Source organism: Pseudolactococcus raffinolactis NBRC 100932 (assembly GCF_001591765.1).
GTDB lineage: Bacteria > Bacillota > Bacilli > Lactobacillales > Streptococcaceae > Pseudolactococcus > Pseudolactococcus raffinolactis.
Map to the genome: position 1 here is coordinate 1 of NZ_BCVN01000016.1, position 19,749 is coordinate 19,749.

17 protein-coding genes and 1 pseudogene are annotated in these 19,749 nt (G+C 39.9%); 17 read left to right on the forward strand and 1 reads right to left on the reverse strand.

Annotation, left to right across the window (positions count from 1 at the left end; translation table 11 throughout):
• The first annotated feature begins 52 nt into the window (after positions 1 to 52).
• The 11 genes and pseudogenes from wecB to LRA01S_RS06140 all read left to right on the forward strand — a co-directional run bounded on the left by wecB (position 53) and on the right by LRA01S_RS06140 (position 12,742).
• Positions 53 to 1,218, forward strand: a pseudogene (wecB, locus tag LRA01S_RS06090) (non-hydrolyzing UDP-N-acetylglucosamine 2-epimerase).
• Positions 1,215 to 2,096 (forward strand): hypothetical protein, encoded by an 882-nt coding sequence (locus LRA01S_RS06095; protein ID WP_061774730.1) that lies wholly within the window; start codon positions 1,215 to 1,217, stop codon positions 2,094 to 2,096. The pseudogene wecB and the gene LRA01S_RS06095 overlap by 4 nt, the downstream one beginning before the upstream one ends.
• A 148-nt stretch (positions 2,097 to 2,244) precedes the next feature.
• Positions 2,245 to 3,558 (forward strand): glycosyltransferase family 2 protein, encoded by a 1,314-nt coding sequence (locus LRA01S_RS06100; RefSeq protein WP_172507112.1) that lies wholly within the window; start codon positions 2,245 to 2,247, stop codon positions 3,556 to 3,558.
• A gap of 21 nt (positions 3,559 to 3,579) precedes the next feature.
• Positions 3,580 to 4,689: a family 8 glycosyl hydrolase gene (locus tag LRA01S_RS06105; protein ID WP_061774733.1), complete on the forward strand. Its 1,110-nt coding sequence runs from the start codon at positions 3,580 to 3,582 to the stop codon at positions 4,687 to 4,689.
• 158 nt (positions 4,690 to 4,847) lie between these two features.
• Positions 4,848 to 5,627, forward strand: a complete 780-nt coding sequence (locus LRA01S_RS06110; protein WP_061774737.1) for a PHP domain-containing protein — start codon at positions 4,848 to 4,850, stop codon at positions 5,625 to 5,627.
• Between the two features lie 60 nt (positions 5,628 to 5,687).
• Positions 5,688 to 6,773, forward strand: coding sequence for a 3D domain-containing protein (locus LRA01S_RS06115; protein WP_082785409.1), 1,086 nt, complete (start codon positions 5,688 to 5,690; stop codon positions 6,771 to 6,773).
• 130 nt (positions 6,774 to 6,903) lie between these two features.
• Entirely contained in the window at positions 6,904 to 7,788 is an 885-nt protein-coding gene (rsgA, locus tag LRA01S_RS06120) for a ribosome small subunit-dependent GTPase A (RefSeq protein ID WP_061774740.1), read from the forward strand.
• Positions 7,785 to 8,432, forward strand: coding sequence for a ribulose-phosphate 3-epimerase (gene rpe / locus LRA01S_RS06125; RefSeq protein ID WP_061774741.1), 648 nt, complete (start codon positions 7,785 to 7,787; stop codon positions 8,430 to 8,432). Before rsgA ends, rpe begins: the two co-directional genes overlap by 4 nt.
• 71 nt (positions 8,433 to 8,503) lie before the next feature.
• Positions 8,504 to 9,640: a metallophosphoesterase family protein gene (locus tag LRA01S_RS06130; protein ID WP_061774742.1), complete on the forward strand. Its 1,137-nt coding sequence runs from the start codon at positions 8,504 to 8,506 to the stop codon at positions 9,638 to 9,640.
• A complete protein-coding gene (locus tag LRA01S_RS06135; protein WP_061774744.1) occupies positions 9,630 to 11,795 on the forward strand; it encodes an ATP-binding protein in 2,166 nt (721 codons plus the stop codon). Before LRA01S_RS06130 ends, LRA01S_RS06135 begins: the two co-directional genes overlap by 11 nt.
• A complete protein-coding gene (locus LRA01S_RS06140; RefSeq protein WP_061774746.1) occupies positions 11,792 to 12,742 on the forward strand; it encodes a 3'-5' exoribonuclease YhaM family protein in 951 nt (316 codons plus the stop codon). Before LRA01S_RS06135 ends, LRA01S_RS06140 begins: the two co-directional genes overlap by 4 nt.
• A gap of 62 nt (positions 12,743 to 12,804) precedes the next feature.
• On the opposite strand, the gene LRA01S_RS06145 is transcribed toward LRA01S_RS06140, so the two are convergent.
• Entirely contained in the window at positions 12,805 to 13,371 is a 567-nt protein-coding gene (locus tag LRA01S_RS06145; protein WP_061774747.1) for a TetR/AcrR family transcriptional regulator, read from the reverse strand.
• Between the two features lie 207 nt (positions 13,372 to 13,578).
• On the opposite strand from LRA01S_RS06145, the gene LRA01S_RS06150 reads away from it, so the two are divergent.
• From LRA01S_RS06150 to LRA01S_RS06175, 6 genes are all read left to right on the forward strand, one after another.
• Positions 13,579 to 14,451: an aldose 1-epimerase family protein gene (locus LRA01S_RS06150; RefSeq protein WP_061774749.1), complete on the forward strand. Its 873-nt coding sequence runs from the start codon at positions 13,579 to 13,581 to the stop codon at positions 14,449 to 14,451.
• Positions 14,452 to 14,487: 36 nt separating this feature from the next.
• Complete coding sequence (locus LRA01S_RS06155) at positions 14,488 to 16,005, forward strand: phosphohexomutase domain-containing protein (RefSeq protein ID WP_061774750.1); 1,518 nt, start codon at positions 14,488 to 14,490, stop codon at positions 16,003 to 16,005.
• A 128-nt stretch (positions 16,006 to 16,133) separates the two neighbouring features.
• On the forward strand, positions 16,134 to 17,243 hold the full coding sequence (locus LRA01S_RS06160; RefSeq protein WP_061774752.1) for a cystathionine gamma-synthase: 1,110 nt from the start codon (positions 16,134 to 16,136) through the stop codon (positions 17,241 to 17,243).
• Between the two features lie 6 nt (positions 17,244 to 17,249).
• Positions 17,250 to 18,416: a MalY/PatB family protein gene (locus LRA01S_RS06165; protein ID WP_061774754.1), complete on the forward strand. Its 1,167-nt coding sequence runs from the start codon at positions 17,250 to 17,252 to the stop codon at positions 18,414 to 18,416.
• A 155-nt stretch (positions 18,417 to 18,571) separates the two neighbouring features.
• Positions 18,572 to 19,207 (forward strand): uracil phosphoribosyltransferase, encoded by a 636-nt coding sequence (gene upp / locus LRA01S_RS06170; protein WP_061774756.1) that lies wholly within the window; start codon positions 18,572 to 18,574, stop codon positions 19,205 to 19,207.
• 4 nt (positions 19,208 to 19,211) lie between these two features.
• Positions 19,212 to 19,538, forward strand: coding sequence for a hypothetical protein (locus tag LRA01S_RS06175; protein ID WP_061774757.1), 327 nt, complete (start codon positions 19,212 to 19,214; stop codon positions 19,536 to 19,538).
• Positions 19,539 to 19,749 lie beyond the last annotated feature (211 nt).

Genomic DNA, 19,749 nt, shown 5'->3' on the forward strand with positions numbered 1-19,749 from the left:
TTATACTATTTAATTTTTGAGAAATTTTCATGAAACGGAATCAGTGGGAACGATGATGACACAAAAAATAATGACAATATTTGGGACACGACCGGAGGCAATCAAAATGGCCCCTATTATCAAAGCGCTTGAGAAAGACACAAGATTTGAGTCTTGTGTGGTTGTCACAGCGCAACATCGAGAAATGCTTGATCAAGTGTTAGAAACATTTGCCATTAAACCAGATTTTGATCTCAATATCATGACACCCAATCAAACGCTAGCTACTATTACCAGTCGCTCGATCGCTTTGTTAGATGAGGTGTTTGACCAGGTAAACCCAGATATGGTGCTAGTTCACGGGGATACAACGACAACTTTCGCTGCCGCACTAACTGCTTTTTATCATCAAGTGCCTGTAGGGCATGTCGAAGCAGGGTTAAGGACGTATGATAAATATTCACCGTTTCCGGAAGAAATGAATCGTCAGATGACGGATGCTCTGGCAGATCTATATTTTGCACCAACGGTCCTAAGTCGAGATAATTTATTGAAGGCTCACCATGACCCATCACAGATTTATGTAACGGGTAATTCTGCGATTGATGCCTTGGCTTACACGATAGCACCAGATTTTGTCATGTGGCGCTAAAAAATCCAGAAACGAAAAAAATTCTGATTACCATGCATCGGCGAGAAAATTTAGGACAAAACATGATACAAGTTTTTCAAGCGATGAATCATATTTTGGATAAGCATGCAGACATTGAACTTATTTTTCCTATGCATAAAAATCCAAAAATTCGTGCGCTAATCCACACAAATCTGAAACCCTCCCATCGTCTTCATTTAATCGAGCCCTTGGATGTTTTTGAGTTTCATAATCTTGCTAAAAGATCTGACCTCATTTTGACGGATTCTGGTGGGATTCAGGAAGAAGCACCGGCCCTAGGTGTCCCTGTTTTAGTTTTGAGAGCGTCAACGGAGCGTCCGGAAGGGGTTGCGGCAGGGACTTTGAAGCTCGTAGGGACGGCTGAAGTTGATGTTGTTCGTGCAGTTGATGAGCTGCTGACGGATTCAGTTGCTTACGAGAAGATGGCGACAGCGCGTAATCCTTATGGTGATGGGAAAACGAGTAATCGTATCGTCTCAATTATCGCCCGGTATTTTGGACTGACAACGGATATTTTACCAGAGTTTCGTGACAAGTCTGATGATAAAGAAAGGGAACTTGAATGAAAAAGAATTGGTTGACTAAACTAGATTATCGCATTCCGTTAGAGGTTATGGTTGGCGCAACGCTAGCCCTTTATTTGATACAACAAATTGGGTTTTATGAATTGTTAAGTGAGAAAGTGTTTATTGTTTCAACTTTATTGACTTTCTTAGGCTTAATTTTGGGACTTCTAAGTACGTCTTTAATGCTTCTGGTAATGAATTTAATCCTTATTTCTACGGGTGCCTTCTTACTTTACTTTGACCCTGTTATCATGATCACGAAGATCAAACTTTTACTGATTTTCGTTATTCCTATGTATAGTGTAATCGCTTTTTTTATCAAAAGAACGCTATATGTAAGAAAGCTGATTTCATTTAGAGAAGAAGATATCCATAGTTACTTGAAATTTAGAGACCCTTTAACAGGATATCGGACAATTGATTCATTTTTCAGCAAGTATCCGGAATTTATAGAGACCCTATCTAATACGAATCAAGAGAGTTCGAGACTTGTTGTCGTTAGTCTATTTTATGTTGATTTTTATATTCAGTATTTTGACCGAAATCAGAAAGCAGCTGATCAGATGGTTCGAGAAATGGCTGAAAGACTCTTACAGACTAGAAATCCGGAAGAATTATTTTTCTATCTCAAAAATGGTGCCTTCATTGTGCTATCAACAATTTATGATAATGAAATAGAGCGAATTAAGTTCGAAAAAAGAAATGAGTTAACGAAATCTAGTTTGAGTGAAATTGTTTTTACAACGGAACAAGTCCAGAATATTACCATTCGTAAAAGTGACTGCTATATTAGTAGAAAAACGACTTATACAGCGGATCAAGTATTAGACTATTTATACCGTCGTTCTGAAACAGACTTAGCGATTGAGTATATTTAAAGTGGAGGGGATATGTCAGATACGTTAAAAATTTTCATTTTTTTGAGTCATATCATTACGATAGTTTTTGCAGTGGCAGTTTTAATATTGATGCTTTGTGCTCTATTGATTAAGTCACTCGTTTGGCATAACTATAAAAAGAGGTATGATCATGACCGAATTCTTTATGATTTTTGCATTGCTCTCTATTTGGTTTTCGATTATCATCACACTCGTGGTTCTCTTTGGTGCAGTTCATGCGATCATTCAACGTTTTCGAGTGGGTGGCGTCAATGCTATTAAACCCCTGCCCAAATATCCCAAGGTAACCATCATTGTGCCAGCCCATAATGAAGCAATTGTCATTCAGGATACCGTCTATGCCTTGCTTCATCTGGATTATCCCAAGGAATCCATGGAAATTCGTGTCGTTGCCGATAATTGTAGTGATGAGACATTCAAACTCGCTAAGGCCATGAGTGATCGACCAGAATACAAAGATTTTGATATTCAAATTATTAAACGGACAGGTACTGGTGGGAAAGCTGGTGTCCTCAATGATGTCTTAGAAATAGCTACTGGTGACTGGATTTGTGTCTATGATGCAGATGCCATGCCTCAGGAAAATGCCCTTTATTTTTTGATTCAAAAAGCGCTTGAAGACGAAGAAAACTACGCGGCTGTTTTTGGCCGAAATAAGACGAGAAACTATCGTCAGAACTTTTTGACGCGTTGTATCAACTTAGAAATTATTACAACACAAAAGATCCACCATATTGGGCTCTGGCATTTGTTTAAGATTGGTCGGATACCCGGTACAAATTTTATTATCAAAACTGATTTTGTTCGATCAATTGGAGGCTGGGATAATGGTGCCTTGACAGAGGATACGGCCATTTCTTTTAAGATTATGCAACAAAATAAACTGATCGCACTGGCTCAAAATTCCGAAGCCTTTCAGCAAGAACCAGAAACACTGCAAGCCTATTATTATCAACGAAAACGATGGGCAAAGGGAAACTACGAGGTGATTTTGGATAATTTTCACCATATCTTTAAAAGAAAAAGCAACTGGCGCATTAAGTTGGAGATGTTATATTATACAGGGACTTTCTTTTGGTTCAATGTGGCTATTTTGATCTCGAATTTTTTGTTTATTGTCAATTTTGTTTCAATGGTGACGAAACTATTTTATCCTAGTTTTGTTATTCCATTTACTTTTGGTGCCTCTAATCGGCAACTTTCAATTATTTTATTAGTTAATTGGGTCTTGATGTTCTTTATTTATTTGCTTCAGATCAATATCGGCTTAGTCAGTCAATATGGACAATCAACGTCAAAAAATTTGCTATACTCGATTGCATCTTATTTTACTTATTCACAACTTTTTATTTTTGTCGCGACCAATGCTTTTTTCTCACTCATGTTTGATAAGCTACTCCATCGTGATGGGTCTAAATGGTATAAAACGCAACGATTTTAAAAACGGAAGAGGAGCTTAAATATGTCCATACATCGACTAGTGAAATACTTATTTACCGTGCTTATTTTAGTTTCTTATATTGGCCTAGTGCTTTTTAGTATTTCGTCAAATAAAGAAGCTTTGCAAAAAAATAGTTACTGGGATTGGTACCGCAATTACGTGAGCCAATCCAGCAAAGGGACTTTTGTCAATACAGGAACTCAAGAAGATCCAGTCGCACTTTCAGAGAGTCAAGGCTATGGGATGCTGATTACGCTATTAGCGGCCCAAAAAGGTTATACGAAAGAAGACCAGTTCATGCGTCTCTTTCATTATTATAAAGCCAATCGTATTAGTGAACAAAATACGCTGATGAAATGGCAACAAAAGAAGTCGCCTAATGGTTGGTCTTCTGTTGATCAAAATAATGCAACAGATGGTGATTTAGATATTGCCTATGCCTTGATTCAGGCAGATAAACTCTGGCCGGATTCTTTTGAACAGTATGGTCTTGCAGCACAGCAACTGTTAGCGTCGATTAAAGCCCATAATTATAGTGAGAAGACTGGTTTATTAACGGTTGGCAACTGGGCGACAGTTGATTCGAAAGCTGAAACGATGATTCGAACTTCTGATATGATACCGCACTATTTTGAAACATTTGCAGCCTATACAAAAGATCCATTTTGGACGAAATTGGAAGCTCATACGACCAAGGCCTTGACGCAAATGAGCCAACAGACCTCAACAGGTTTACTCCCAGATTTTGCCTGGGTGACTGCAAGCAGTATTACCCCACTTAAACCAAATGAAATTGCTGGAAAAAATGATGGTGACTATGCCTATAATGCTGCCAGAGTCCCTTTGCGATTGGCGGACTCTGATAAGCCTGAAGTGAAAAAAACATTGGATAAGATGTTGATGTTCTTCGAAAAACAACCCGTTATCTATGGGGGTTATACATTGAAAGGCAAACCATTGGTTAAAAATCAATCTAAAAGTTTTTCAGCGCCGATACTTTATGCAACAAAAGGGGACAAGAATTTTTCTAATTTATATGCGTCTCAAAGGTGGATCTTTAATTACGCCATCGTTGGTAAAGATTATTATGGTGATACTTTGAAAGTGCTTGTGTTATTGAAACTTTATTGATGTTATATCTTAGATACTAAACTGATCCTCAAGAATTTTAACCGTGTGACTGCTTGTTCAAACTCAAAAAAAATATGGTATGATAGAGCTATCATGACTGTAAGCACAAGGAAAGTCATCAATATGAAGATGGCTCAGCATAAAAATGAGGACCTAACATGACCTATTACGATCAACATTTGCATACTCACCATTCCTATGATTCACAAGCCGATTTTACAGACTATCTCGACAACTCGACTGGCTTTGTCGTGACGACAGAACATTTTGATGTCGCAAATCCGGTCACTGGTCAAACAGATGTCCCAGATTACTGGGCCTATTCAGCTGAAATCGAACAGTTGAACATCCAGTATGGTAATCGGATTTTAAAAGGTATTGAAATCGGCTATTATCAACCCAAAGAAGCAGAGATTTTAGCTTATTTAGCAGATAAAACCTATGATTTAAAGCTCCTGTCTGTCCATCATAATGGTGAATTTGATTACTTGGATGACTTTGTTGCTGATATGGATTTTGATACGACATTCAGTCGTTATTTGGATGAATTGAGTGTTGCCATTGATCAGAATGGCAAACTTCAAGCTCATGTTCTTGCACATTTTGACTACGGGATTCGCTTATTTGATGTCACTCCAGAAGCCCTTGACAAACATGAAAGTAAATTAATCGAAATATTTCAGAAAATGATTGCGGCAGACTTGGCTTTTGAAATTAATGCCAAGTCGACCCATCTATATCATCATTTACCCCTCTATACCTACGCCCTGAAAATGGTGCTAGAGCTTGGTGGGACCTTGTTTACATTAGGGTCAGATGGTCACAAACTTGAACACTATGAGTTGGCTTTCGATGAATTAAAGACTTGGCTTAAAGCACAGGGGGTTCATCAACTGGTCACTTTTCAGGGTGGCACCCGTCACTTTGTTACAATTTAGCAACATTTGACGCCAAAACGCAACGTTTGGGCGTCTTTTTTTGTGGTAAAATAACACAATATGAAAAAAAGATTATTTGGAATGGCTTTGTGTCTGATACTTTTAGCACCGTCTGTTGGGACGGTTTTTGCCGATGATTCAAAAACAGATTATGATGCTGAAATCAAGGCAGCTCAGAGCAAGGCTAGCGGGATACAAGCAGATTTAGAGGCGTCTCTGACGACGGTCAATCAGGTCTACCAAAAAGCCTATGCGAGTAAACAGGCAGTCGCCGATGGGGAAAGCAAAATTGCTGAGCTGACCAGTCAGATTGCCAAAACAGATGAAGAAATCAAAGCACGTGAAGTAGTTATGGCGGAGCAAATGCGTCAGGCGCAAACTGAAAATGTGGCGTCAAATTTCATCACAATGATCATGTCATCAGGTAATTTTTCAGATATGATTACACGAATGGTAAGCTTAACCACTTACCGTCAGATGCAGAATGAAAAAGTTGAGAAGTTAGACCAGCTGAAAACTGCGTCAACTAAAATGAAAGCTGACTTGGAAAGTCAACAGGCTCAACTTCAAGAAAACGCCAAAGTCTATGAGACTGAATACGCCCAATTAGAAACGAAATTGGCCAGTCTACGGGCACAAATGGTAGATAATCAAGCACAAATTACTGATTTATCAAGCTCAAAAGTGGCAGAAGAAAAACGACAAGCTGATGCAGCAGCACGAGAAAAAGCTAAGGCAACCGCTGAGCCTAAGCCTAGCCAACCTGCAAATGTAGGGCAAACAAGTTCTAACCCTGATACAAGTAACACCGGAGGTAGTAGTCCTACACTCATTACGCCGGACACACCATCGGGCAACAGCATGACGGTATCAACAACTGGTTATTCATCAGATGGTGCCGACGGCATGACACCAGGTCACATTACTGCAACTGGCATTGATCTCTGGGTTAACCCTATATGTGTGGCGGTCGATCCGAGTGTGATTCCTTTAGGGTCAATGGTGGAAGTACCAGGATATGGGATTGCAATCGCTGGCGATACTGGGGGTGCAATCAAAGGCTATAAGGTCGATTTGCACTTTAAAACGACCAAGGAAGCGATTAACTGGGGTCGACGTATGGTGACCATTAAAGTATTAAGCTAACCGCAAGCGAATTGCGGTTTTTTTGATGTCCTGAAAATGATCTAATTTATAGATTCTCAAAACGCTTTTTTATGCCAGATGATGATAGTTATGGCTACTGTCGTCCCAAGGAATATGCTATAATTGAAATATGATAAAATTTGGCAGAATATTAAAATCATTGAGTGGCTTTTATTATATTAAAGACGAGAGGGATGGTCTGGTCTATCAAACACGGGCTAGAGGGAATTTCCGTCAAAAAGGGACAAAACCAATTGTTGGTGACTTTGCAGAGTTTTCTGCTGAGGAAAATTCAGAAGGTTATGTATTAGCTCTAAAAGCGCGTGAAAATATGCTAGTAAGACCACCCATTGCAAATATTGATCAGGCGGTGGTCGTTATTTCTGCCATTGAACCTAATTTTTCCCTGAATTTATTGGATCGTTTTTTGGTTTTATTGACTAATAAAGGGATTGATCCCTTGATTTATTTGTCTAAACTTGATTTAGTACCTGATCTTGTAGTCTATGAAAAAACACGGGATGAATACGAAAAAATTGGCTATAAATTTTTCATGAATGATTGGCAAAAAATTCTACCGGAGTTTTCAAGCAAGGTTACGGTCTTCATGGGTCAAACGGGTGTTGGGAAATCAACCTTGCTTAATAAAATAGCGCCAGAAATGTTACTAGCAACCCAAGAAATTTCTGATAAACTGGGGCGTGGTCGACATACGACTCGTCATGTTGAATTGTTTGAAGTACACGATGGACTAATCGCAGATACGCCAGGCTTTTCATCCTTAGACTATGAGATCGATAATCAGCCTGATTTAAATGCTGCGTTTCCAGAGATTTTACGGGAATCCTTTGGTTGTAAATTCCGGGAGTGTACCCACACGCATGAACCTAAATGTCAGGTGAAACCTGCGGTTGAGTCTGGTGAAATTTTACAATCCAGATATGATAATTACTTATTATTCCTTGCGGAAATACAAGGCAAGCGAGAAACCTATAAGAAAGTGGTGAAAAAATGAAACTTGCACCTTCAATTTTAGCAGCAGACTTTGGTCATTTTGCGCGTGATGCCAAGCGTCTTGAGGTCGCTGGCGCTGATTATCTCCATATTGATATTATGGATGGTCATTTTGTAGAATCGATTACTTTTGGCGCGGACGTTGTTAAGGCCATTAGACCTGAGACCAAATGTCTTTTAGATTGCCACCTCATGGTTGAAAATCCAGAAAAATATGTGGACAGTTTTGCTCAAGCAGGCGCTGACAGTATGACCATCCATGTCGAAGCAACCCATCATAGTCATGGTGCCCTTCAGAAAATAAAGGCAGCTGGTATGCGCCCTGCTATTGCCATCAATCCTGGGACAGATATTTCAGCCATTAGACATGTGCTAAGTCTCGTTGACATGGTCCTAGTCATGACCGTCAATCCAGGATTTGGTGGTCAAAAATTTCTGCCAGAATGTCTTGAAAAAGTAAGAGAATTGGCAGAAATTCGGGAATTCCAAGGTTTAAATTTCGAAATCGAAGTTGACGGTGGTGTCGATGATCAAACGATTGTGGCCTGTCGTGAAGCAGGGGCAGATGTTTTTGTGGCCGGCTCTTTCGTTTTCAATGGCAATATTGAAGAAAATATCGAAAAATTGCGAGCAAAATTAGTTTAAAAGACTCATACTCATGCACGAATAAGTTAAAAGGGGTTACTAGCTTTTATCTAGGGATTAGAAAGTCAGTTATGAAATTTATACATACAGCAGATTTACACTTAGATCGGGAATTTGAGGGGTTAGTACAAGAAACGCCTTTTCAGCCTTATCGCATCTTAGAAAAGATTATTGATCTAGCCATTTCTGAAGCAGTAGAAGTGGTGCTTTTTGCCGGAGATAATTTCCATCAGTCACAGCCCAGTATCAAAATCCAGAACTATTTCATCGAGCAGTTGACACGTCTACAGGTCTATGATATTCAGGCTGTGATTATTTTTGGCAACCATGATTATTATAGAGAATCCGTCTATTGGATTGATTTTCCGGACAATGTGACTGTCTTTAAGTCTGAATCTGTATCGACACAAAAGTTGACCTTGAAAACAGGAGAAACACTTGCGGTATCAGGCTTTTCATATCAGCATCCACATCTATCTGTCAATAAAATTGTGGATTATCCAGAAAAAGATGTTACCTGTGATTATCACATTGGTCTCTTTCATGGTGAGTTTTCAGGTCAGTCCTTTGCACCAGCGAATTTGACGGATATGCTCGCTAAAGACTATAATTACTGGGCTTTAGGACATATTCATTTAGCAAATCAAGTGGCTGATACTGTCATCTATCCTGGTACGCCACAAGGTAGAAATAAAAAAGAAACGACTAATTTGGTCGTCTTAGGCGAAATGGCACCAACAGGTAATTTGATTTACTTCCGCGATCTGGCAGAGGTACATTTTGAAACGCTGACGATTGATTTATCAGACTGCCAGACCTTGGTTCAAGCCCTGACTTTTATCAAGTCAAACCTCATTGACATGACAACGTTTTATAGTTTAAATCTCGAAAATTATGAGGCTATTGCTGATAATTTGCAAGAGGCAGTTGGCAATGATGAATTGCTAGAAGAATTGCGTCAAAGTCATGTAATTGTCAAACTGAAATTAATTCCGTTATCATCAGAGACTGGGGAACTAACTAAAATTGTCGTACCTGATTTGACATTACCAGACATTGATTTGGAACAGGTCTACAGCCTCTTACCCCATAAACAAGAAATTCGAGCCGTATTTGAAAACGCTGATTTTCGGCAAGAGGTGCAAGAAAATTTGGCTTTATTTGCCAGTCAACACTTTGAGTTTGGAGGCACTTTAGATGAAAATTAAGCAACTCAGAATCGAAGGTTTCGGCAAACTTGTCAACCAGACCTATGATTTAGAAGATTTCACGACTTTTTTAGGTGAAAATGAAGCAGGTAAATCGACAATTCTAGCCTTTATTAAGTACATGTTATTTGGCTTTGAAAATGCTACTACTTCGAATCAAGAATTCAACCCTTTAAATTTTAAAACATATGGTGGGCAGATTTTTCTGACTCACAACAATAAATCAATCCGAATTGAACGTCTTAAAATTTTACGCAGTGGTAGACCAAGCTTTGTTTGCGAAATCAACGAGGGTAATCAAGTGACCATGCTTGATGAGTCGTCATGGCGTGACTTTATTAGACCGATTACGGCTAAGACCTTCTCTGAAATTTATTCCGTGACTCAAGAAAATCTTCAAATCTCTACGGTTAGGGATTATAATGCTGAACGGTTAGATGAGGAATGGCGGCTGTCTGCTACGACAGGTTCAGTGGCGCTATATGATCAGATTCAAATCCTATCTAAAGCAAGGGATGAGATTTTTACAACAACCCGGGCAGCTAAGAAACCGCTTAATCAGGTGCTATCTGACATCGCAGCAGTCCAAGTCGAGATTCAGGAAAAAACGACTGAAGAACAGGCTTTGTTACCTTTGATGACTGAAAATGATCGACTTCATGATGAGATAATTGCTCGACGTGAGGCTCAAGAAAACTTGGATGCTGAGATTAACCAAATCAGACATCGACTCAGCTTTTTAGCAGAATATCAAGAATATGCAGAGCTGGAAAAGCAAGATTTAACTAATATTTTATCGGCTGATGAGGCTGAAAATCTACGTCGTAAGCACGCGCTACATGAAAAATACACTCAGGAAATTAGTGTCTTAAGTCAAAAAATCGCTGAAAATGCCATCGCCTTGGAAAAATTAGCCACACCGAAAAATCAATTCTTACAAGCGCCTAAAACAATTGATTTATTGAAGCGGTTAAAAGCAGACTATCCACAAGCAATTGCTGCCGAACAGCGCATTGATGAGCTTAAATTTACAAAAAATTATCTCATTTTAGCCGTCATCAGTCTTATTTTTATGAGTATCAGCTTCACTTTCAGTCCTATTCTCGCAATCGTCTTTTTGGTGATTAGTGCTGGTCTAGGTTTATGGCAAGTTAAAACCAGTCGTCAGGATCGGGAAAAATTAGATGAGAATCAAGTTGTGCTATCACATTTTGATGATAAGCTGGCTTATTTTAAAGATTGGCTTCCTTCTGAAAGTCAAGATGTTGTTGGAAAAGTTGCTGATCTGACCCAACTTGACGAAGAAGCTCAAGCCTTACATTTGATACTGAGTCGTTACGATCAGGTGGCAGATACTGCGAAATTAAGTGGCCTACAAGCATTGGATGAGGCAATTTTTGCTGATCTTCCAGATATTGATACAGCACCGAAATTGTTAGAACAATGGGAACAGCAATCACGTGATTTAGTGCGCTTAACGCGTTTGAAAGAACAGTTATCGGGCATTATTGATCTGACCAAACCTTTTAATGGAAATGTAGAGCAACAGATGTTAAATCAAAAAACGTCTGAAAAGATTCAAAAGTCAGATGAATTGAATCGTTTAATTGATAGACATTCTAAAAACACAGCTATCATTAACCAACAAAAAACAGATACGACACTTGCAACGTTAGCTGCTAAATTAGCTCGGAAAAAAGAAGTGCTTCGTGATTATCTGATAGACTTTGCAACAAAAACAACTGAAATTGCTTTGACTGAGCAAGTTATGGCAGACTTATCATCTGAAACTCTCCCTGATATTTTAAACCGTGCAAGTGGGATGTTAGCCATCTTGACTGATAAGGCTTGGCAAGAAATTTATCTGGATAAAGAGATTTTATGGGTCAAAAATGCACAAGGTCAAAGTTTAAGACTGATTGATTTATCAACTGGTACACGAGACCAGCTTCAGTTGGCACTAAGATTAGCCTTTATTCAGTCTAAAAATTTAGATTTCCCAATTTTCTTAGATGATAACTTCTTAAGGTTTGATCAAAAACGTAGACTTAATTTTTCAAATATGCTAGCTGAGATTGCTAAGGAACGACAAGTAATTTTGTTAACGAGTGATCAAAATTTGGTACCTGAAACGAAAGGAACGATTAAACTATGACACAGCTCAAAGATTTACAGGTTGGTGATGCTTTTGAAGGCTTGTATTTGATTAAACAAGCTGATTTGCGTCAAACACGGGCGGGAAAGCCATTTTTGGCCATGATTTTCCAAGATAGAACGGGTCAGATTGGTGGTAATCTATGGGATGCTGATGATCACATGGTTGAAACCTTTACTAAAGGGAAAGTCGTCTATATGCGTGCGGTGAAAGAACTTTATCAAGGATCACCACAAGTCAACAAAATCTTTTTACGTTTGCCTGAAAATACTGAACCCAATAACCCAAAAGATTTTAAGCCAAAATCACCGGTTAATGAACAGGAATTACGGGATTACATCTCCAAAACTATTTTTAAGATTGAGAATGCGACTTGGAATCGCATCGTTCGTCATATTTTCAAGAAATATGATAAAGAATTTTTCGAGTATCCAGCTGCTAAAACCAATCACCATGCATTTGAGGGAGGTTTGAGTTTTCATACGGCAACTATGGCGCAGCTTGCTGAAAAAATCTGTGAAGTTTATCCTGTTTTAAACGAAAGTTTGATGTTAGCTGGTATTCTATTGCACGATATGGCTAAAGTCATTGAGTTTTCAGGTGCTGAAAATACGACCTATACTTTAAAAGGAAATTTAATTGGGCATATTGTCTTAATCGATGAAGAGGTCTCAGAAGCAATACGCGAACTGGAAATTGATAACGATAAAGAAGACGTGACCATTTTGCGGCATGTGCTCTTAGCTCATCATGGCCTGCAAGAGTATGGAAGTCCAGTTAGACCGCAAATTATGGAAGCAGAAGTCATTCATCAAATCGATATGATGGATGCTAGCATTATGATGATGCAGACAGCGCTTAATCAGATTGTTCCAGGGGAGATGACACCACGTATTTTTCCATTGGATAATCGTAATTTCTATAAACCCGACTGGAAATCAAATTAATTATGACATTAAAAAAACCTTCAAATGTAAGATTTGAAGGTTTTTGATTGCTCTGAGTTTGCTTAAGATTTAGCAATTTCCATCTTAAGAACATCATTTATCGCATCCTTTAGGAAGGAAATGATTTCAAACTGGCTGGGATGAATTGTGTTACTTGCGATAAGATTAGCAAAACCAGTTGAGACAACCCATGTACCAGTCAAGAGAGAATTGATTTTTGTTTCTGGTAGTTTAGAATAGGTCGGATCATCTTTGATGAGTGTCCGGAAAATATTGTAAGAAAATTCATTGACGGAGTGATTATCTTCGCCGTGTTTTTCCAAATAAATGGTTCTAAATAGTTTTGGATTCTGACAAGCAAAGTTAATATAATTGAGACAGAGGTTAATAATTGGATCATCATGTGTTTTTTTATTAAAAACCTCGTTTTGGAGCTTATAGTAAATCTGAGAGAATAGCTCGCGTTTGAGCGCTGCCATATTTTCGAATTCAGCATAAAGTGGTTGAGTTGAGATGTTCATATATTTAGATAGCCCGCGAGCAGTCAGTTCGTTAGGGCTTTTCTCGATGATAAACTGCTCAGCTGCACGTAAAATGTCTTCTTTAAAGATAGTCTTATTTCTAGCCATGTAATTTCACCTTTCTTAGTTATTTATTATATAATATAAAAGCTCAATTTACAAGTTATATGATAATTATAATCATGGTATAATGGAAGAAGGCAAGTTTAATCGCTCAAAAGGCCATCCATTACTGAGGAAGTGAGCATCTTTAGAACGGTTGAAACGCGTCAACGAATCCCTAGGTTGATCCTAGAAAAGCGAAAAGGAGTCAAGATGACAACGACAAAACTTTCAAATGATGTATTAAGCATCGAAATTCAGGATTTTGGTGCCGAATTACACTCGATCAAAAAAGATGATGTGGAATACCTCTGGCAAGGCGACCCTGATTTTTGGGCACGTCAAGCCCCAGTACTGTTCCCGATTGTAGGTAAATTGAAAAATGGGAGCTACACCTATGATAACGAAACCTTTAAATTAGGTGGTCATGGTTTTGCCCGCGATCAAGTCTTTAAGTTACTTGAAAGCGAAGCAGATGAAGCTATATTCGAACTGAGAACCAGCAGAGAAACACGCGCTGTTTATCCTTTTGATTTTCGACTCCGAATCACCTACAAGTTAATCGGGAATCAGTTGACGGTGAAATGGGAAGTCAAAAATCTTGATGATCAGGAGATGTACTTTGGTATTGGCGCCCATCCCGCTTTTAATGTTCCGTTGGAAAATGGAACATTTGAAGATTATCGTTTAACCATCAGTCCAGCAAAGTCTCGACAATATATTCCGCTCAATCCAGCAACTGGTGTTCTAGATTTATCTCAAAAACATGCTCTGGATCAAAATGACTTTACTTTGACACGGGAACTCTTCAAGGATGATGCCCTAGTTTTTGAAACACCTGAAGCAACGGAAGTTTGCTTATCTAGTACAGTCAATGACCGCTCAGTCAAAATTTCATGGGAAGATATGCCTTTTGTCGGTTTATGGAGTCCATACCCTGCTGAAGCACCCTTTGTTTGTATCGAGCCATGGTGTGGTATCGCAGATGACCAAAATACAGATGGTGATTTAACAACCAAGTTTGGTATCAACACCCTCGCCCACGGTAAAAAATTCAAAGCAAGCTACACCATTACAATCAAATAGCTTAACGTTTAGTGACGTTTAAATAAGGGAGTAAATATGCGGATTACAGACTTACAAAATGGTTCAGACATTCGAGGTATTGCGATTGCGACGCCGGAAGATACCATCACCTTAACACCAGAAGTTGCTCAAGCAGTTGGCCGTGGTCTAGTGAATTGGCTTGTTGCTGAAAAGCAGTTGGGGCCCCAACTTGAACAAGAAAAACTGACCGTTGCCGTAGGCCAAGACAGCCGCTTATCCGGAGACGCCCTCAAAGCAGCCTTGATAGCAGGTATCACATCACAAGGAGCACATGTCATTGATACAGCCCTATCAACGACACCTGCCATGTTCAAGGCAACCCAGTTTCCTGATTTTGATTGTGATGCAGCGGTCATGCTCACAGCCAGTCACCTACCTTACTATTTTAATGGCATTAAAATTTTCAGCCGTGATGGCGGTGCGGAACATGAAGACATTCACTATGTCTTGACGCATACGGACAATAACGCACAGACAAATTCAGGCCACGTGTCCCAAAAAGACTTACTCACACCTTATGCGCAAGATCTGGTCAATCAGATTATCAAAGGAACAGGTCTCGCAGATCCACAACCTCTCACAGGCTATCACATCATTGTTGATGCAGGCAATGGTGCAGGAGGCTATTTTGCTGAGAAAGTTTTGGCAGTCTTAGGCGCTGATACAAGCGGCAGTCAATTCTTGGAGCCTGATGGTCATTTTCCAAATCATATCCCGAATCCTGACAATCCAGAAGCCATGGCAAGTATCCGTCAAGCTGTTTTGGCACATCAGGCGGATCTTGGTGTTATTTTTGATACAGACGTTGACCGTAGTGCAGTCGTCGATCAATTTGGCAATACCTTGAATCGTAATAACTTGATTGCTGTACTGTCAAAAATTGTTTTGGACAAAACACCAAAAGCGACCATTGTAACCAATTCGCCGACGTCAACGCATCTGAAAAAGTTCATTACGCAACTTGGTGGTAAGCAAGTCCGCTATTTATGTGGCTACCGCAATGTCATCAATAAAGCCATCCAGCTCAACCAAGCAGGCATCGATACGCCACTCGCCATCGAAACAAGTGGACACGCTGCTTTCAGGGAAAATGACTTTCTAGACGATGGTGCTTATGTCATTGCCAAGATTTTGATGCTCTTACCGCAACTAAAAGCAGACAACCGGCAACTGAGCAACCTGATTGCAGACTTGCAACAGCCTGTCGAAACGCAAGAAATTCGCTTTAAAATCAACCTGGCCGATTATCGGCCTTATGGCGAACAGGTGATTCAGGATCTCGAAGCATTTGTCACAGCAACAGCAGACTTTGACACCGACACGGATAATGAAGAGGGGATTCGGGTTAATCTGACAGGTGACTATGGTCAGGGGTGGTTCTTGCTTCGCATGAGCCTTCATGAACCCTTGCTTGTCTTACAGGTTGAAAATGATGTGCTTGGCAAAAATCATCTGGTCTTTGAAACTTTAGCAACCTTTTTCAATCAGTTCCAACCATTGGACAAATCTGCTTTGGCAAAGATGTTAAAGTAAACTAGGCTAAATCGCGTAGACATTTAAAAATTGGATGTTGGTCATTTAAAAATTTTATGACTAGGATCCATTTTTTGCATCTCAAACGTGCTAAAATAATAGCAACTATAGATAAGATGAGGTGAAAGATGACCAAGCAAACTGAACACAAGACACCAAAAATGGATACGATTTTATCTCATATCGGGATCAATCAAGATGAAGCAACGGGATCTTTGATCTCGCCCATTCACTTCTCAACGACTTACCAGCATCCTGAGTTTGGTAAGTCGACAGGTTTTGATTATACACGTACGAAAAACCCAACGCGCGCCAATTTGGAAGAAGCTTTGGCAGCGATTGAAGCGGGAAAGTTTGCGATTGCGACAAGTTCAGGCATGGCAGCGATCGTGTTGGCGCTAGAAATCTTCCCTGTTGGCTCGAAAATCGTCGCCTCACGTGATTTATATGGCGGCTCTTTTCGTTGGTTTAACGACCAGCAAAAACGTGGGATTTTCGACTTCACTTATGTGGTGACGGAAGCCGATATGCTGGCTGCTATCACGCCAGAAACGGACATTGTCTACATCGAAACGCCGACTAACCCACTCATGATCGAAGTCGACATTGCCAAGGTCGCTGAAAAAGCACATGAGAATGGCGCTAAAGTAATCGTTGATAATACTTTTTATACCCCAATTTATCAGCAACCATTAGTACTGGGTGCAGACATCGTTGTCCATTCAGCAACTAAGTACTTGGCAGGCCATAATGATGTCTTGGCGGGTGCTGTGATTGTTAAGGAGCAGGACTTGTATGATCAACTGATCTATAACCTCAACACAACAGGTCCTGTGCTGTCACCTTTTGATAGTTTTCTGGTCATGCGGGGGTTGAAAACTCTGGCGCTACGGATGCGCCAAGCAACGGCTAATGCTAATCAAGTGGCTGATTTTCTAAGGCAGCACAAAGCTGTTAAAGAAGTGCTCTATACAGGATTGGGCGGGATGATCGCTTTTAAAGTTCAGGATCAAGCTAAAATTCCAGCCCTGATCAATACTTTAGAGGTGATTACCTTTGCGGAAAGTCTTGGTGGTGTAGAATCTTTGATTACCTACCCGACGACACAGACCCATGCGGATATTCCAGCAGAAGTCAGAGCAAGCTATGGTTTGACAGATGACTTACTACGTTTGTCGATTGGTATTGAAGATGTGACTGATTTAATTGATGATTTGGCAAATGCCTTGAAAGTGTGATAATAAATGGCAACAACTTATAATTTTACAACAGCTCCAAAACGATTGGGTAATCACTCCATAAAATGGCAGGCCACTGAAAAAGATGCTGAGATTTTACCGATGTGGATTGCTGATATGGATTTTGAAACTTTTCCCGAGATGACTGCAGCGATTGAAAAATTTGCGAGCTTTGGGGGTTACGGCTATGCCTATCCAGCAGATTCTCTTTTTGAGGCCATTGTGGCTTGGGAAAAAGAGCAGCACGGCTATACGATCCAAGCAGATGATATTACTTTGATAGAAGGTGTCGTACCGGCCTTATCTGTTAGTATCCAGGCGTTCACGCAGGAGGGTGATGCTATTCTCGTTAACACGCCACTCTACCCGCCTTTTACCCGTTCGATTAAGCTCAACAATCGCAAGGTCGTGACAAATTCGCTTGTTGAGCAGGACGGCCGCTTTACTCTTGACTTTGAGCAGTTGGAACAAGACATGATTGACAACGACGTCAAACTCTATGCATTTTGTAGTCCGCATAATCCTGGTGGTCGTGTTTGGCGTAAGGAGGAGTTGGTGCGCGTGGCAGAACTCTGCCGTAAGCATCATGTCATCCTTGTGTCAGATGAAATCCATCAAGACTTAACCCTCTTTGGACATCAGCACCACAGTATCAATACTGTTGGTGATTACAGTGACTTTACGGTCATCCTAACTAGTGCTACGAAGACCTTTAATATCGCTGGCACGAAAAATGCCTTTGCCATTATCGAAAATCCGACCCTTAAAAAACAATTCAGAGACCGGCAACTGAGAAATAACCAGCACGAGATTTCAACGCTTGGCTTGATTGCCACAGAAACAGCGTTGACCTATGGTCAACCATGGTTGCAGCAATTGAAGCAAGTATTGGCAGAAAATATCAACTACCTCATTGCTTATTTTGCTGAGCATGCACCCAAGATTAAAGTCATGAAACCAGAAGGCAGTTACCTAGTCTGGATTGACTTCAGTGCCTATGGCCTGTCTCATGATGCTTTGCAGAAACTCTTGCGTGACCAAGCTAAAGTCATCTTGAATGATGGCACAAGTTTTGGCATTGAAGGCAAAGGCCATGCCCGCTTTAATGTTGCAGCACCACTTGACCACGTTAAACTAGCAGTAGAACGCATTGCTGCTGTCTTGCCGCAATAAAAAGATATAACAAGAAAGACAGCCTTGATAATTTGTGATAGGTTGTTTTTCGTTTTGGTTTATAAGTATAAGGAATTAGAATCCGTCATGGTAAATAGCCAATTTTTTTGTTATAATGTTTAGTGAAGAAAATATCAGAAAGTTGGTTTATTAAAATGGGAAAATTTCAAGTTGTGACGCATCCGCTAATTCAGCATAAACTCACTATTTTACGTCAAACATCGACAGGGACTAAAGACTTCCGTGAACTTGTGAATGAAATCGCCATGCTCTTGGGCTATGAAATTTCACGTGAATTACCACTGGAAGATATTGAGATTGAAACACCAATTACAAAAACAATCCAAAAAACATTGTCTGGTAAAAAATTAGCTATCGTGCCAATCTTACGTGCAGGTATTGGCATGGTTGATGGGATCTTGTCATTAGTACCAGCCGCAAAAGTAGGTCACATCGGCATGTACCGTGATGAAGAAACGTTGCAACCTGTAGAATACTTGGTTAAATTACCAGAAGACATCGATCAACGTCAAATTTTTGTCGTTGACCCGATGTTAGCGACAGGTGGTTCAGCTATTCTAGCGATTGACTCACTTAAAAAACGTGGTGCGGGCGCTGCCAATATCAAATTTGTCTGTCTTGTAGCTGCACCAGAAGGGGTTAAAGCCTTACAAGCAGCACATCCTGATATTGATGTCTTTACCGCAGCCTTGGATGAAAAATTAAACGACCATGGCTATATCGTCCCAGGTTTGGGTGATGCAGGCGACCGTTTATTCGGTACAAAATAATCAGATGGATCAACTCGAATTTGTCTTAACACATTTTGGTGCCAGTAGAGAATATCTTGACGATGGCTATTATCGGGTGCAAGACTTTGGTGATGGAAGTTATGAACTTGAGTTTTCTACTGCCGGTTACTGTAGTACCTTTGATAGTCATCCGGCCATAAAGTTTCGGATTGATGCTGAAACCAAAGCCGTGACTTTCTTGCTTTACCGGGATATGGTCGTGAGTCCTATCAAGTTTTTCAAACCAGAATCTGAAGCAGATATCACTTTCGTTCAAGGGCGTTTTGATCAACTTTTGGCTAAATTTCACCAAGTTAAACAAGCAACGTAACACTGCCATTTGGCGGTGTTTTTTCATGAAAAGTTGCAAAAAATACTTTAATTTCATACTTTTTGGTGTTATAATGGTGAGATGGGTCAATGTGATTAAAAGCGGCATAAAATTTAACTTGGGAACAACTACTGAACTACTTTATACGTTAGGTAGCGTGAAAAGTTTTGGCATGACTTTTAAAATATAGGACAGACTCAAACGGAGTAAT

Bases quoted from the DNA above. Each gene is read 5' to 3' on its own strand.
- LRA01S_RS06095 (WP_061774730.1), top strand. From the start codon at position 1,215: ATGAAAAAGAATTGGTTGACTAAACTAGATTATCGCATTCCGTTAGAG.
- LRA01S_RS06105 (WP_061774733.1), top strand. From the start codon at position 3,580: ATGTCCATACATCGACTAGTGAAATACTTATTTACCGTGCTTATTTTA.
- LRA01S_RS06110 (WP_061774737.1), top strand. From the start codon at position 4,848: ATGACCTATTACGATCAACATTTGCATACTCACCATTCCTATGATTCA.
- LRA01S_RS06115 (WP_082785409.1), top strand. From the start codon at position 5,688: ATGAAAAAAAGATTATTTGGAATGGCTTTGTGTCTGATACTTTTAGCA.
- rsgA (WP_061774740.1), top strand. From the start codon at position 6,904: ATGATAAAATTTGGCAGAATATTAAAATCATTGAGTGGCTTTTATTAT.
- rpe (WP_061774741.1), top strand. From the start codon at position 7,785: ATGAAACTTGCACCTTCAATTTTAGCAGCAGACTTTGGTCATTTTGCG.
- LRA01S_RS06130 (WP_061774742.1), top strand. From the start codon at position 8,504: ATGAAATTTATACATACAGCAGATTTACACTTAGATCGGGAATTTGAG.
- LRA01S_RS06135 (WP_061774744.1), top strand. From the start codon at position 9,630: ATGAAAATTAAGCAACTCAGAATCGAAGGTTTCGGCAAACTTGTCAAC.
- LRA01S_RS06140 (WP_061774746.1), top strand. From the start codon at position 11,792: ATGACACAGCTCAAAGATTTACAGGTTGGTGATGCTTTTGAAGGCTTG.
- LRA01S_RS06145 (WP_061774747.1), bottom strand. From the start codon at position 13,371: ATGGCTAGAAATAAGACTATCTTTAAAGAAGACATTTTACGTGCAGCT.
- LRA01S_RS06150 (WP_061774749.1), top strand. From the start codon at position 13,579: ATGACAACGACAAAACTTTCAAATGATGTATTAAGCATCGAAATTCAG.
- LRA01S_RS06155 (WP_061774750.1), top strand. From the start codon at position 14,488: ATGCGGATTACAGACTTACAAAATGGTTCAGACATTCGAGGTATTGCG.
- LRA01S_RS06160 (WP_061774752.1), top strand. From the start codon at position 16,134: ATGACCAAGCAAACTGAACACAAGACACCAAAAATGGATACGATTTTA.
- LRA01S_RS06165 (WP_061774754.1), top strand. From the start codon at position 17,250: ATGGCAACAACTTATAATTTTACAACAGCTCCAAAACGATTGGGTAAT.
- upp (WP_061774756.1), top strand. From the start codon at position 18,572: ATGGGAAAATTTCAAGTTGTGACGCATCCGCTAATTCAGCATAAACTC.
- LRA01S_RS06175 (WP_061774757.1), top strand. From the start codon at position 19,212: ATGGATCAACTCGAATTTGTCTTAACACATTTTGGTGCCAGTAGAGAA.